The following is a 13,097-nucleotide window of genomic DNA, read 5'->3' as shown; positions in this document are numbered from 1 at the left end:
TCGGGTTCCTTACTGGCAGGATTCGCAGTCGGGGTCGTCGATGCGGCAGGCGGCGCCGTCGGTGGCGACGAAGTCGACGTCGGGCTCCGGCTTGGGCGCCGGGGCCGGGGCGGGCGTCGGGACCGGGGCGGGGGCCGGGGTGGCCGCCGCGGGGGCCGGGGTGGCCGAGACGGCGTTCAGCTTGCCGTCGGTGCCGCGCAGGGTGCTCTTCTCCACGTGCGTCGCCGACTGCGCGCGCAGGTAGTACGTGGTCTTCAGGCCCTTGTGCCACGCGTAGCGGTACAGCTGGTCGAGCTTGCGGCCGCTCGGCGCCGCGATGTAGAGGTTCAGCGACTGCGCCTGGTCGATCCACTTCTGGCGCACCGAACCGGCGTCGACGATCCACTTCGACTCGATCTCGAACGCCGTGGCGTACAACGCCTTCAGGTCGTCCGGCACGCGGTCGATCTGGCCGAGGCTGCCGTCGAAGTACTTCAGGTCCGACACCATGACCTCGTCCCACAGCCCGCGCTGCTTGAGCGAGCGGACCAGGTGCGGGTTGACCACGGTGAAGTCGCCGGACATGTTCGACTTGACGAACAGGTTCTGGAACAGCGGCTCGATCGACTGCCCGACGCCGGAGATGTTGGAGATCGTCGCGGTCGGCGCGATCGCCATCACGTTGGAGTTGCGCATGCCGACGGTCTTGACGCGCTCGCGCAGCGGCGCCCAGTCCAAAGTGGACGAGGTGTCGACGTCGAGGGCGTCACCCTGGCGCGCGTCGATGAGCAGCTGCAGCGAGTCGATCGGCAGGATGCCCTTGCTCCACAGCGATCCCTCGAACGACTGGTACTGGCCGCGCTCCTCGGCGAGGTCGGTCGACGCCGAGATCGCGTAGTAGGACAGGTGCTCCATCGAGACGTCGGCGAACTTCACGGCCTCGTCCGAGGCGAACGGGACGCCGATCTCGAACAGCGCGTCCTGGAAGCCCATGATGCCCAGGCCGACCGGGCGGTGGCGCAGGTTGGAGCGGCGCGCCTCCGGGATCGTGTAGAAGTTGATGTCGATCACGTTGTCCAGCATGCGGACGGCCGTGCGCACGGTCTTCTCGAGGCGCTCGGTGTCCAGACCGGACGGGGTGACGTGCTTGAGCAGGTTCACCGAGCCGAGGTTGCAGACCGCGACCTCTTCGCTGTTGGTGTTCAGCGTGATCTCGGTGCACAGGTTGGACGAGTGCACGACGCCGACGTGCTGCTGCGGCGAGCGCAGGTTGCACGGGTCCTTGAACGTGATCCACGGGTGGCCGGTCTCGAACAGCATGGTCAGCATGCGGCGCCACAGCTCCACCGCGCGGATCTTGCGGAAGACCTTGATCTCGCCGCGCTCGGCCTTCGCCTCGTACTCGCGGTAGCGGGCGGCGAACTCGTTGCCGTAGAGGTCGTGCAGGTCCGGCGTCTCGTTCGGCGAGAACAGCGTCCACTCGGCGTTGGCCTCGACGCGGCGGAGGAACTCGTCGGGCACCCAGTTCGCGGTGTTCATGTCGTGGGTGCGGCGGCGGTCGTCACCGGTGTTCTTGCGCAGGTCGAGGAACTCCTCGATGTCCACGTGCCACGTCTCGAGGTACGCGCACGCCGCGCCCTTGCGCTTGCCGCCCTGGTTGACCGCGACGGCGGTGTCGTTGGCGATCTTGAGGAACGGCACGACACCCTGGGACTGGCCGTTGGTGCCCTTGATGTGCGCGCCGAGGCCGCGGACCGGGGTCCAGTCGTTGCCGAGGCCGCCCGAGTACTTCGCCAGCAGCGCGTTGTTCTTGTACGCCTGGAAGATCGAGTCCAGGTCGTCGTCCACCGTGGTCAGGAAGCAGGACGACAGCTGCGGGCGCGTGGTGCCCGAGTTGAACAGCGTCGGCGTGGACGCCATGAAGTGGAAGCTCGAGAGCAGCTCGTAGAACTCGATCGCGCGGGCTTCCTTGTCGGCCTCGCGGATGGCCAGGCCCATCGCGACGCGCATGAAGAACGCCTGCGGCAGCTCGAAGCGGGTGCCCTCGTGGTGCTGGAAGTACCGGTCGTACAGCGTCTGCAGGCCGAGGAAGCCGAAGTCGAGGTCGCGCTCGGGCCGGATCGCGGCGGTGATCTTGTCCAGGTCGAAGCGCAGCAGCTCGGCGTCGACCAGCTCCAGCTCGACCGCGCGGCGCAGGTAGGCGCGGAAGTACGGCGCGTACTCGGTCGTCATCTCGTCCTGGCTGGCCTGGCGCGGCTTCTTCGCCAGGTAGCTCAGCGCCTCGCCGCGCAGCTTGTCCAGCAGCAGGCGGGCGGAGACGAAGGAGTAGTTCGGCTCCTGCTCGACCAGCACGCGGGCGGCCAGGACCTGGGCCAGGGCCAGCTCGTCGGCGCTGATGCCGTCGTAGAGGTTGCGCTTGGCCTCGGCCAGCACCGGCTCGGCGGAGACGTCTTCGAGGCCGGCGACGGCTTCGCCCACGACGTGGGACACGCGCGCCCAGTCGAGCGGGCGCAGGACGCCGTCGGCGCCCTTGACGTTCAGCGCGGCTTCGGTGGTGGCGGGCTTGGCGGCCTCGCGGGCCTTGCTGCGCTCGTCGCGGTAGAGGACGTAGGCGCGGGCGACCTTGTGGTGCTCGCCGCGCATGAGGGCGAGCTCGACGATGTCCTGGATCTGCTCGATGTGCAGGGCGGTCTCGGGGCCGGCGTGGCGCAGCAGGGTGGCCTCCACCTGCTGGGTCAGCTCCGCGACGACGTGGTGCACGCGGGAGGACGCGGCGGCGTCGCCACCCTCGACCGCGAGGAACGCCTTCGTCAGCGCGACCGAGATCTTCCCGGCGTCGAACGGCGACACGCTGCCGTCCCGCCGGATGACCCGGATCGCGGTGGGCGTGTCGGCGGCGGCAGGCCGCTGACCGGTTTCGACTGACATGCGTGTCTCCAAATTTGGGCGCGTTGGATCGCCACACGGCCTCACGAGGCCGTGCGCAGGTCTTTCTCCAGGCTGCTTGGCAGGTCTTGCGCAGCGGTCTCCCCGTCGCTGGGGCCTGCCGGTTCTCAGAGACTACATGTAGGGGTGCCTGCCCGCACGGGCCCCCAGATGGCGTGTCGCGAGTTCACTCTGACGGGATTGCGTGATCACCCAGAGAAGCACTTCACCGCGCGATCGCGGGGTCTCGCGGGTAGGTTTCTCAGCCGTTCAGGCGCCGAAGCGCAACGTCGAAGAAGGAAGTTCGAGGCTCGCCACCGGGCGGCGGCCGTCGAGGTAGCCGAGCGGGCCGTCCGGGTTGAAGCTCCAGTCCGCCGACGCCGGGCGCGGGCGGACCTTCGCGCCCACCGGGGTCCGCAGCAGGCCGTCGCGCTCCTGGACGACCTCGAACGACGTCGGCAGCCTGACCGGCAGCGCGGGGCGGTGCTTGAAGGCCGCCGTCGCGATCCAGTGCTCGGCCGTCGCCGCGGTGGCGGTGAAGGTGGGGCCGCTCGTGAAGTCCAGGGTGGCCAGGCCCTTCGGGATGGCCCACAGCTCGCGGCCGCCGGCCATCGAGGCTTCGCTGTCGACCCAGATCCCGGTGATCGAGCAGGAGACCCGGCGCGCCTTGACCGACACCGCGGCCAGCAGTTCGTGGTACGCCAGCTGCCCGGGCGGGGTGTAGTCGATCCACGCCGTGAACACCGACGCCCGCCCGGCGACCAGCAGCGGTTCGGCACCCGCGGGCAGGGCCGGGAGTGCGGCGGGCGGCACGCGCCAGATCGAGACGCGCGCGTCGGCGGTCAGGTGCCAGGGCTGCGGCGGGTAGAGGCTCATGCGTCCAACCAGGGGAGGTACGGGGGCAGGTCTTTCTCGACGCGCATGCCGAACTCCGGCGGGCGCTTCTGCAGGAACGACATGACGCCTTCGACGGCGTCGGGGCTCGCGCCGAGCCCGCCGATCAGCTTCGAGTCGAGTGCGTGCACGGGGAACGGCGACTCGGCGCCCGCCATCCGGTAGAGCAGCTGACGGGTCACCGCGACCGACACCGGCGCCGTCGTCGAGACGATCTCGCGGGCCAGCGCGTACGCCTCGTCGAGCACGGTGCCGGCCGGGAAGACCTTGTGCACCAGGCCTTTTTCGAGGGCTTCGGCGGCGGTGAACACCCGGCCGCTGATCATCCAGTCGAGTGCGGTGCCCATGCCGACGAGCCGGGGGAGGAACCACGCGGACGCGCCTTCGGGGTAGATCCCGCGGCGCGTGAACACGAAGCCGAAGCGCGAGTCCTCGGCGGCGAGCCGGTAGTCGCACGACAGCGTGATCGTGACGCCGCCGCCGACCGCGGCGCCGTGCAGGGCGGCGATCACCGGCTTGTTCATCGTGAAGATCCGCTTCGAGCACCGGCCGGCGGGCTCCTGCCACGCCGCGTCGGGGCCGGTCGACGGGTCGAAGTCGAAGCCGCCCTGGGAGAGGTCGGCGCCCACGCAGAAGTCCTTGCCGGCGCCGGTGAGCACGACCACGCGGACGTCCTCGTCGCGGTCGGCGCGGTCCATCGCCGCACCGAGCTCGTCGGCCATCCGGATCGTGTAGCCGTTGCGCGCTTCGGGGCGGTTCAGCGTCACGGTCGCGATCCGGTCCGCGACGGCGTAGGTGATCTCGGCGTAGTCGGCCATGGCGACGAACGTATTGCAGGCCGACGCTACTGGCAAGATGTCAATAGTGTATCCGCAGCGTGCCGCGCGAAACAATCAGGCGTGCTTGATTTTTCCGCCGGCCGGTGCGACGCTGGGCGCCAGGACGCAAGGAGGCGGCTGATGGCGGATCTCGGCGTGATCCTCGGGGATCTCGACGCGGAGACACGGACGATCGACGACGTGGTGGCGGACCTGCCGGCGGCGGACTGGGCGCGGGCGACCCCGGCGGCGGGGTGGACCGTCGCGCACCAGATCGCGCACCTGGCCTGGACCGATCGCAAGGCCCTCATCGCGGCGGCGCACCCGGAGAACTGGCAGGCCGAGGTCGAGGAGCTGCTCAAGGCGGGGGAGACCTACGTCGACGACGGCGCCGCGGCGGGGGCCGAACGGCCGCCCCGGGAGGTCCTCGAAGACTGGCGGGCCGGGCGCGCGGCGCTGGCCGAGGCGCTCGCCGCGGTGCCGGCAGGGCAGAAGGTGCCCTGGTACGGGCCGCCGATGAGCGCCGCCTCGATGGCGACCGCGCGGCTGATGGAGACCTGGGCGCACGGGCAGGACGTCTTCGACGCGCTCGGGCTGGTCCGCGAGCCGACCGCGCGGCTGTGGCACATCGCCCGCTTCGGCACCCGCACCCGCGACTTCGCCTACAAGGTCCACTCGCTCGCGCCGCCGGCCGAGGAGTTCCGCGTCGAACTGAGCGCGCCCGACGGCACGACCTGGGCGTTCGGCCCGGAGGACGCCGAGCAGAAGCTGACCGGCAGCGCGCTGGACTTCTGCCTGGTCGTCACGCAGCGTCGGCACCCGGCCGACACCGATCTCGTGGCCCACGGCGCCGGCGTCGAAGAGTGGCTGACCATCGCGCAGGCCTTCGCCGGGCCTCCTGGCGAAGGGCGGAAGCCGGGGCAGTTCGCATGACCTACCGCATCGGCAACGCGTCGGGGTTCTACGGCGACCGGTTCTCCGCGGTCCGCGAAATGCTCACCGGCGGGCCCCTCGACGTCCTCACCGGCGACTACCTGGCCGAGCTGACCATGCTCATCCTCGGCCGCGACCGGATGAAGGACGCCCATCGCGGCTACGCCAAGACGTTCCTGCGCCAGATGGAGGAAAACCTCGGCCTGGCGCGGGAAAAGGGCGTCAAGATCGTCGCCAACGCCGGCGGGCTCAACCCCGCCGGGCTCGCGGACGCCCTGCGTGAGCTGGCCGCGAAGCTGGGCCTCGACGTCCGGATCGCGCACGTCGAAGGTGACGACCTGGTGGCCCGCGCGGACGAGCTGGACCTCGGGAAACCGCTGACCGCCAACGCCTACCTCGGCGCGTGGGGCATCGTCGAGTGCCTGAACGCGGGCGCCGACGTCGTCGTCACCGGGCGCGTCACCGACGCCTCCGTCATCGTCGGCCCGGCCGCCGCGCACTACGGCTGGGCGCGCGACGACTTCGACGCCCTCGCCGGCGCGGTCGCCGCCGGGCACGTCATCGAATGCGGCGCCCAGGCCACCGGCGGCAACTACGCCTTCTTCACCGAGCACACCCTGGGCGTGCCGGGCTTCCCGATCGCCGAGATCGAGGCCGACGGCACCAGTGTCATCACCAAGCACCCCGGCACCGGGGGCGTGGTGAACACCGGGACGGTCAAAGCGCAGCTGCTGTACGAAATCACCGGTGCGCGGTACGCCGGCCCGGACGTCACGACCCGCTTCGACAAGCTGTCGCTGACCGAAGACGGCCCCGACCGCGTACGCATCTCCGGCGTCCTCGGGGAAGCTCCGCCGCCGACGCTCAAGGTCGCGCTGAACACCCTGGGCGGGTTCCGCAACGAGACGACGTTCGTCCTCACCGGACTCGACATCGAGGCGAAAGCCGCGCTGGTGCGAGAACAGCTCGAAGCGTCCTTGAAGGACCGGCCGCCCGCCGACGTCCGCTGGACCCTCGCGCGCACCGACCACGCCGACGCCGACACCGAGCAGACCGCGAGCGCGCTGCTGCACGTGGCCGTGAAGGACGCCGACCCGAAGGTGGCCGGCCGCGCGTTCACCGGCGCCGCGGTCGAGCTGGCGCTGGCCAGCTACCCGGGCTTCCACGTCACCGCGCCGCCTTCGGACGCCTCGCCCTTCGGGGTCTACACCGCGGCTTACGTGCCCGCGGACCAGGTGCCCCACGTCGCCGTGCTGCCGGACGGGATGCGGGTCGACATCGCGCCCGCGCTGTCCACTCAGGACCTGTCCGAAGTGGACGAGCCCGCGCTGCCCGAGCCCTTGGCCCACGGACCGGTGCGGCGCGTGCCGCTGGGCACGATCGCCGGGGCCCGCAGCGGGGACAAGGGCGGCAACGCCAACCTCGGGGTCTGGGTGCGCTCCGAAGCGGCGTGGCGCTGGCTCGTGCACCGGCTGACCGTCACGGAGTTCAAGCTGCTGCTGCCCGAGACCGCCGACCTGCCCGTGACCCGCTACCTCCTGCCGAACCTGTGGGCGATGAACTTCGTCGTCGAGGGCATCCTCGGGCAGGGGGTCGCGTCGCAGGCGCGGTTCGACCCGCAGGCCAAGGCGTTCGGCGAATGGCTGCGCTCCCGCGAGATCGACGTTCCCGAGGTGCTCCTGTGACCGACCCGTTCCGGACCCCCGAGCGGTCCGAGCTGCGCAAGACCGTCCGCAAGTTCGTCGAGCAGGAGGTCCTGCCGCACCTCGACGACTGGGAGCGCGCCGGCGAACTGCCCCGCGACCTGCACCGCAAGGCCGGTGCGCTGGGCCTGCTCGGCGTCGCCTTCCCCGAGGAGATCGGCGGCGGCGACGGCAACTACCTCGACGCGCTGGTCGTCGCCGAGGAGATGCACTACGCGGGCGGCTCCGGCGGCCTCTTCGCGTCGCTGTTCACCTGCGGCATCGCCGTCCCGCACATCGCCGAGGCCGCCGATCCCGTGCAGCTCGAACGCTGGGTCCGCCCGACCCTGGCCGGCGACAAGATCGGCTCGCTGGCCGTCACCGAGCCGGACGGCGGGTCGGACGTCGCCGGGATCCGGACCACCGCCGTGCGCGAGGGCGACGAATACGTCGTCAACGGCGCCAAGACCTACATCACCTCCGGCTGCCGCGCGGACTTCGTCACGACGGTCGTGCGCACCGGCGGCGACGGCGCGCACGGGCTGTCGCTGATCGTCGTCGAGCGCGGGACGCCCGGGTTCACCGTGTCCCGCAAGCTCGAAAAGATGGGCTGGCTCTGCTCCGACACCGCCGAACTGTCCTACGTGGACGTCCGGGTGCCGGTGGAGAACCTGGTGGGCACCGAGAACAGCGGGTTCGCGCAGGTGGCCACCCAGTTCGTCACCGAGCGGCTTTCGCTGGCCGTGCAGGCGTACGCGCACGCCCAGCGGGCCCTCGACCTGACGCTGGACTGGTGCCGGCTGCGCGAGACGTTCGGCCGCCCGCTCGTTTCGCGGCAGGTCGTGCAGCACAAGCTCACCGAGATGGCGCGCAAGGTCGACGTCGCCCGGACCTACACCCGGCAGGCCGCGATCCGGCACGTCTCGGGCGAAGAGGTCATCGCCGAGGCCTGTTTCGCCAAGAACACCGCCGTCGAGGCCGCCGAATGGGTGGTCAACGAAGCCGTCCAGCTGCACGGCGGGCTCGGCTACATGCGCGAGGCCGAGGTGGAACGGCACTACCGCGACGTCCGGATCCTCGGCATCGGCGGCGGTACCAACGAGATCCTCACCGGCCTGGCCGCGAAGCGATTGGGATACACCTCGTGACTACCTTGAGGTCCACTGTGGACACGCGGGCCGCCGAGTTCGGCGCCAACCGCGAGGCGATGCTGGAGAAGCTCGCCGAGATCGGCACCGAACAGGCCAAGGCCGTGGCCGGTGGCGGCGAGAAGTACGTCGAGCGCCACCGCAAGCGCGGCAAGCTCCTGGCCCGCGAGCGGATCGAGCTGCTGCTCGACCAGGACTCGCCGTTCCTGGAGCTCTCGCCGCTGGCCGCGTGGGGCACCGACTACCGCGTCGGCGCGAGCCTGGTCACCGGCATCGGGGTCGTCGAAGGCGTCGAGTGCCTGATCTCGGCCAGCGACCCGACGGTCAAGGGCGGCGCGAGCAACCCCTGGACGACGAAGAAGTCCTTCCGGGCGGCGGACATCGCCGCGCAGAACCGGCTGCCGTCGATCAACCTCGTCGAGTCCGGCGGCGCGGACCTGCCCACGCAGAAGGAGATCTTCATCCCGGGCGGCCGGATCTTCCGCGACATCACGCGGGCTTCGGCCGCGGGCTGCCCGACGGTCGCGCTCGTCTTCGGCAATTCCACCGCGGGCGGCGCTTACCTGCCGGGCATGTCCGACTACGTCGTGATGGTCAAGGAACGCGCGAAGGTGTTCCTCGGCGGGCCGCCGCTGGTCAAGATGGCGACCGGCGAGGAGTCCGACGACGAGTCGCTCGGCGGCGCGGAGATGCACGCGCGGACGTCCGGCCTGGCCGACTACCTGGCCGTCGACGAGCAGGACGCGATCCGGCTCGGGCGGAACATCGTCAAGCGGCTCAACTGGACCAAGCAGGGGCCGACGCCGAAGCCGGACTACGCCGAGCCGCTGTACGACACCGAGGACCTGCTCGGCATCGTGCCGACCGACCTCAAGGTGCCCTTCGACCCGCGCGAGGTCATCGCCCGGGTCGTCGACGGCTCCGACTTCGACGAGTTCAAACCGCTGTACGGCTCTTCGCTGGTCACGGGCTGGGCGAGCATCCACGGCTACCCGGTCGGCGTCCTCGCCAACGCCCAGGGCGTGCTGTTCGGCGAGGAGTCGCAGAAGGCCGCGCAGTTCATCCAGCTGGCGAATCAGATCCACACGCCGCTGGTGTTCCTGCACAACACGACCGGGTACATGGTCGGCAAGGAGTACGAGCAGAGCGGCATCATCAAGCACGGCGCGATGATGATCAACGCCGTGTCGAACTCGAAGGTGCCGCACCTGTCCGTCCTCATGGGAGCTTCCTACGGCGCCGGGCACTACGGGATGTGCGGCCGGGCCTACGATCCCCGCTTCCTGTTCGCGTGGCCGAGCGCGAAGTCCGCGGTGATGGGCCCGGCGCAGCTGGCCGGCGTGCTGTCCATCGTGGCCCGCGCGGCGGCCGAAAGCCGCGGCCAGGAGTACAACGAGGAGCACGACAAGGCCATGCGCGCCATGGTGGAAGGCCAGATCGAGGCCGAGTCGATGCCGATGTTCCTCTCCGGCATGCTCTACGACGACGGCATCATCGACCCGCGCGACACCCGCACCGTGCTGGGGCTGAGCCTGTCCGCGATCCACAATGGACCAGTGAAGGGCGCCGAGGGCTTCGGCGTCTTCCGGATGTGAGTGAGCGATGATCCAGAACCTGCTGGTCGCCAACCGCGGCGAGATCGCCCGCCGCGTCTTCTCGAGCTGCCGCGACGCCGGGATCGGCACGGTCGCCGTGTTCTCCGACGCCGATGCCGCCGCCCCGCACGCCCTCGAAGCCGACGCGGCCGTCCGGCTGCCCGGCAACGCGCCGAGCGAGACGTACCTGCGCGCCGAGCTGCTGGTCAAGGCCGCGGCCGACACCGGCGCCGACGCCGTCCACCCGGGCTACGGCTTCCTGTCCGAGAACGCGGCCTTCGCGCGGGCTGTGCTCGACGCGGGTCTCACCTGGGTCGGGCCGCCGCCCGAAGCCATCGAGACCATGGGCTCCAAAGTGGAGTCGAAGCGGCTGATGGCCGCCGCCGGCGTGCCCGTGCTGTCCGAACTGGACCCGGCGTCGGTGACCGAAGCCGACTTGCCGTTGCTGGTCAAGGCGTCCGCCGGGGGTGGCGGGCGCGGGATGCGCGTGGTCCGCGAACTCGGTGAGCTGGCCGAGGCGGTGGAAGGCGCGAGCGCCGAGGCGGGGTCCGCGTTCGGCGACCCGACCGTCTTCTGCGAGCGGTACCTGGAGACCGGGCGGCACATCGAGGTCCAGGTCATGGCCGACCGGTTCGGCACGGTGTGGGCGGTGGGCGAGCGGGAGTGCTCGATCCAGCGCCGTCACCAGAAGGTCGTCGAAGAGGCACCTTCGCCGTTCGTCGACGACGCGATGCGTGCGGAGCTCTTCGACGCCGCGCGCAAGGCCGCCCAGGCGATCGACTACGTCGGCGCGGGCACGGTCGAGTTCCTCGCCGGGCCGGACGGGCGGTTCTACTTCCTCGAGATGAACACCCGGCTGCAGGTCGAGCACCCGGTCACCGAGAACGTCACGGGGCTGGATCTGGTCGCGCTGCAGCTGCGCGTCGCGGAAGGCGAGCGGCTTCCGGCCGAACCGCCCGCCACTCAGGGGCATTCGATCGAGGTCCGGCTCTACGCCGAGGATCCGGCGGCGGGCTGGCAGCCGCAGAGCGGCACCCTGCACACCCTGGACGTGCCCGAGGTGGACCGTGCGTTCACCCACGGTCCCGGGCTGCGCCTGGACTCCGGCTTCGAGAGCGGGTCCGTCGTCGGCGTGCACTACGACCCGATGCTGGCCAAGGTGATCACCTGGGCCCCGACCCGCGCCGAGGCCGCCCGCCGGCTCGCCAAGGCACTGGCGGCGGCGAAGATCCACGGCGTCGTCACCAACCGCGACCTGCTGGTGACCATCCTCCGGCACGAAGCCTTCCTGGCGGGGGAGACCGATACGGCGTTCTTCGACCGCCACGGCCTCGACACCCTGGCCGCTCCGCTGGCCACTGTGGACACCGAGCGCGTCTCGGCGCTGGCCGCGGCACTGGCGGACGCGGCGGGTAACCGGGCGTCGGCGACCACGCAGGGCCGGCTGCCCAGCGGCTGGCGCAACGTCCGCTCGGCCGGGCAGCGCAAGGTCTTCACGGTGGCCGACCGCGAATACGAGATCGTCTATTCGCTGACGCGGGACGGTCTGAAAGCGGACGGTTTCGAGGCCGAGCTGGTCACCGCCGAACCCGGCCGGGTCGTCCTGGACGTCGCCGGAGTGCGGCGCACCTTCGACGTCGCCCGCCACGACGGCGTGTCCTACGTGGACTCCGCGCTCGGCTCGGTCGCGCTGACGGCGGCGCCGCGGTTCGCCGACCCGGACGCCGCGCTGGCCGCCGGGTCGCTGGTGGCGCCGATGCCGGGCACCGTCGTCCGGCTGGCCGTGCAGGCCGGGGACCCGGTCAAGGCCGGCGATCCGCTGCTCTGGCTCGAGGCGATGAAGATGGAACACCGGATCGCCGCCCCCGCCGACGGCGTGGTGACGGAACTTCCGGTGACGGTCGGACAGCAGGTCGAAGTGGGCACGATCCTCGCGGTGGTAGGAGAAGAAGCATGAACGCGATGAACTTCATCGAGCCGGAGGAGCGGATCGCGCTTCGCAAGGCCGTCGCCGAACTGGGCACCAAGTACGGGCACGAGTACTACGCGCGCAAGGCGCGGGCGGACGAGAAGACCCACGAGCTGTGGGACGAGGCCGGCCGGCTGGGCTACCTCGGCGTCAACATCCCCGAGGAGTACGGCGGCGGGGGCGCGGGCATCGCCGACCTCGCCGCGGTGCTCGAAGAACTCGCCGCGGCGGGCTCGCCGCTGCTGCTCATGGTCGTCTCGCCGGCCATCTGCGGCACGGTGATCTCCCGGTTCGGCACCGACGAGCAGAAGAAGCAGTGGCTGCCCGGGATCGCCGACGGCAGCAAGCGGATGGTCTTCGCGATCACCGAACCCGACGCCGGGTCGAACTCGCACAAGATCACCACCACCGCCAAGCGCGACGGTGACGGCTGGGTCCTCAGTGGACGCAAGGTCTACATCTCCGGCGTCGACGAGGCCGACGCGGTGCTCGTCGTCGGGCGCATGGAGGACTCGAAGACCGGCAAGCTCAAGCCGGCGCTGTTCATCCTGCCGACCGGCACCGACGGCTTCGAGTACACGAAGATCCCGATGGACATCATCGCGCCGGAGAACCAGTTCTCGCTGTTCCTCGACGACGTCAAGCTCCCGGCCGAGGCGCTGGTCGGCGAAGAGGACGCGGCCATCGCGCAGCTGTTCGCGGGCCTCAACCCCGAACGCATCATGGGTGCGTCGTTCTCCCTCGGCATCGCGCGCTATGCGTTGAGCAAGGCCGTCGGCTACGCGAACCAGCGGCAGGTCTGGGGCACCCCGATCGGCTCCCACCAGGGCCTCGCGCACCCGCTGGCGGAGATCAAGATCGAGCTGGAGCTGGCGAAGCTGATGACGCAGAAGGCGGCGTCGCTCTACGACTCCGGCGACGACTTCGGCGCGGGGGAGTCGGCCAACATGGCCAAGTACGCCGCCGCCGAGGTCGCCATCCGCGCGACCGACCAGGCCGTGCAGACCCACGGCGGCAACGGCCTCGCCACCGAATACGGCCTCGGCACCCTGGTCACGGCGGTGCGCCTGGGCCGGATCGCCCCGGTCAGCCGCGAGATGGTGCTCAACTTCGTCGGCCAGCACAGCCTCGGCCTGCCCAAGTCCTACTGACCC

General features: G+C 70.7%; 9 protein-coding genes. 6 read left to right on the top strand and 3 right to left on the bottom strand.

Going from position 1 to position 13,097, the window contains the following annotated elements; translation table 11 throughout:
- Nucleotides 1–9: 9 nt before the first annotated feature.
- The 3 genes from AB0B33_RS18885 to AB0B33_RS18875 form a co-directional block, all read right to left on the bottom strand.
- The gene (locus tag AB0B33_RS18885) at nt 10–2,907 is read right to left on the bottom strand and encodes a ribonucleoside-diphosphate reductase subunit alpha (protein WP_360773184.1); all 2,898 of its coding nucleotides are present in this window, start codon (nt 2,905–2,907) and stop codon (nt 10–12) included.
- Nucleotides 2,908–3,174: 267 nt separating this feature from the next.
- Entirely contained in the window at nt 3,175–3,780 is a 606-nt protein-coding gene (locus AB0B33_RS18880; protein WP_360773181.1) for an acetoacetate decarboxylase family protein, read from the bottom strand.
- On the bottom strand, nt 3,777–4,616 hold the full coding sequence (locus AB0B33_RS18875; protein WP_360773178.1) for an enoyl-CoA hydratase-related protein: 840 nt from the start codon (nt 4,614–4,616) through the stop codon (nt 3,777–3,779). Before AB0B33_RS18875 ends, AB0B33_RS18880 begins: the two co-directional genes overlap by 4 nt.
- A gap of 141 nt (nt 4,617–4,757) precedes the next feature.
- Here AB0B33_RS18875 and AB0B33_RS18870 point away from each other — a divergent pair, with 141 nt between their 5' ends.
- Genes AB0B33_RS18870 through AB0B33_RS18845 form a run of 6 tightly spaced genes read left to right on the top strand, consistent with a single transcriptional unit; the run spans nt 4,758 to nt 13,094 of the window.
- Nucleotides 4,758–5,549 carry a TIGR03084 family metal-binding protein gene (locus AB0B33_RS18870; RefSeq protein ID WP_360773175.1) on the top strand — a complete coding sequence of 264 codons (792 nt, stop codon included), beginning with the start codon at nt 4,758–4,760 and terminating at the stop codon, nt 5,547–5,549.
- On the top strand, nt 5,546–7,234 hold the full coding sequence (locus AB0B33_RS18865) for an acyclic terpene utilization AtuA family protein (RefSeq protein ID WP_360773172.1): 1,689 nt from the start codon (nt 5,546–5,548) through the stop codon (nt 7,232–7,234). The genes AB0B33_RS18870 and AB0B33_RS18865 overlap by 4 nt, the downstream gene beginning before the upstream one ends.
- Entirely contained in the window at nt 7,231–8,379 is a 1,149-nt protein-coding gene (locus AB0B33_RS18860) for an acyl-CoA dehydrogenase family protein (RefSeq protein WP_360773169.1), read from the top strand. Before AB0B33_RS18865 ends, AB0B33_RS18860 begins: the two co-directional genes overlap by 4 nt.
- Nucleotides 8,376–9,974: a carboxyl transferase domain-containing protein gene (locus AB0B33_RS18855; RefSeq protein ID WP_360773166.1), complete on the top strand. Its 1,599-nt coding sequence runs from the start codon at nt 8,376–8,378 to the stop codon at nt 9,972–9,974. Before AB0B33_RS18860 ends, AB0B33_RS18855 begins: the two co-directional genes overlap by 4 nt.
- Before the next feature lie 7 nt (nt 9,975–9,981).
- Nucleotides 9,982–11,931 (top strand): biotin carboxylase N-terminal domain-containing protein, encoded by a 1,950-nt coding sequence (locus tag AB0B33_RS18850; RefSeq protein ID WP_360773163.1) that lies wholly within the window; start codon nt 9,982–9,984, stop codon nt 11,929–11,931.
- On the top strand, nt 11,928–13,094 hold the full coding sequence (locus tag AB0B33_RS18845) for an acyl-CoA dehydrogenase (protein ID WP_247011386.1): 1,167 nt from the start codon (nt 11,928–11,930) through the stop codon (nt 13,092–13,094). The genes AB0B33_RS18850 and AB0B33_RS18845 overlap by 4 nt, the downstream gene beginning before the upstream one ends.
- The last annotated feature ends 3 nt before the right edge of the window (nt 13,095–13,097 follow it).

It is taken from the genome of Amycolatopsis sp. NPDC049159 (genome assembly GCF_040648295.1).
Taxonomy (GTDB): domain Bacteria; phylum Actinomycetota; class Actinomycetes; order Mycobacteriales; family Pseudonocardiaceae; genus Amycolatopsis; species Amycolatopsis pretoriensis_A.
The sequence above is the reverse complement of the archived record's forward strand: the minus strand, read 5'-3'. Positions and strand labels throughout refer to the sequence as shown.

Coding starts and splice junctions, on each gene's coding strand:
- AB0B33_RS18885 (WP_360773184.1), bottom strand. CDS start 2,907: ATGTCAGTCGAAACCGGTCAGCGGCCTGCCGCCGCCGACACGCCCACC.
- AB0B33_RS18880 (WP_360773181.1), bottom strand. CDS start 3,780: ATGAGCCTCTACCCGCCGCAGCCCTGGCACCTGACCGCCGACGCGCGC.
- AB0B33_RS18875 (WP_360773178.1), bottom strand. CDS start 4,616: ATGGCCGACTACGCCGAGATCACCTACGCCGTCGCGGACCGGATCGCG.
- AB0B33_RS18870 (WP_360773175.1), top strand. CDS start 4,758: ATGGCGGATCTCGGCGTGATCCTCGGGGATCTCGACGCGGAGACACGG.
- AB0B33_RS18865 (WP_360773172.1), top strand. CDS start 5,546: ATGACCTACCGCATCGGCAACGCGTCGGGGTTCTACGGCGACCGGTTC.
- AB0B33_RS18850 (WP_360773163.1), top strand. CDS start 9,982: ATGATCCAGAACCTGCTGGTCGCCAACCGCGGCGAGATCGCCCGCCGC.
- AB0B33_RS18845 (WP_247011386.1), top strand. CDS start 11,928: ATGAACGCGATGAACTTCATCGAGCCGGAGGAGCGGATCGCGCTTCGC.